The sequence below is a fragment of the Flavobacterium cupreum genome, from assembly GCF_003996965.1.
In the GTDB taxonomy this organism is placed as follows: Bacteria; Bacteroidota; Bacteroidia; order Flavobacteriales; family Flavobacteriaceae; genus Flavobacterium; species Flavobacterium cupreum.
In genome coordinates this window covers 1-292 of the sequence record NZ_QWDM01000229.1, presented here as the reverse complement: position 1 = coordinate 292, position 292 = coordinate 1, and the positions used below count along the sequence as shown (strand labels likewise).

1 protein-coding gene is annotated in these 292 nt (G+C 71.6%); it reads right to left on the bottom strand.

Annotated features, from left to right (window positions below):
- A partial coding sequence (locus tag D0817_RS27270) for a response regulator (protein WP_202866552.1) occupies positions 1 to 292 on the bottom strand: 292 nt, incomplete at both ends.

The window sequence follows — 292 nt, the reverse complement described above, 5'->3', positions numbered from 1 at the left end:
CGGCCCGCAGGCGCCCGGCGTCGACCGGTTTGACGATGTCGCCGACGGCGCCGTAGGCGGCCGCCTGCTTGGCCGATTCGGTGGCCTCGACGGCCGACAGGAACATGAACGGCACCGTGCTGTTCTCGCGCAGGTGGGCGCCGAGCTCGAGCCCGCTCATGCCGGGCATGGTGATGTCGAGCAGGGCCAAGTCGGGCTCGCCAAGGGCGATCTGTTCGAGCGCCTCCTCGGCCGAGCAGGCCGCGACCGTGTCGTAGCCGGCGTGGCCGAGCACTTCGGCCAGGAACTGCAG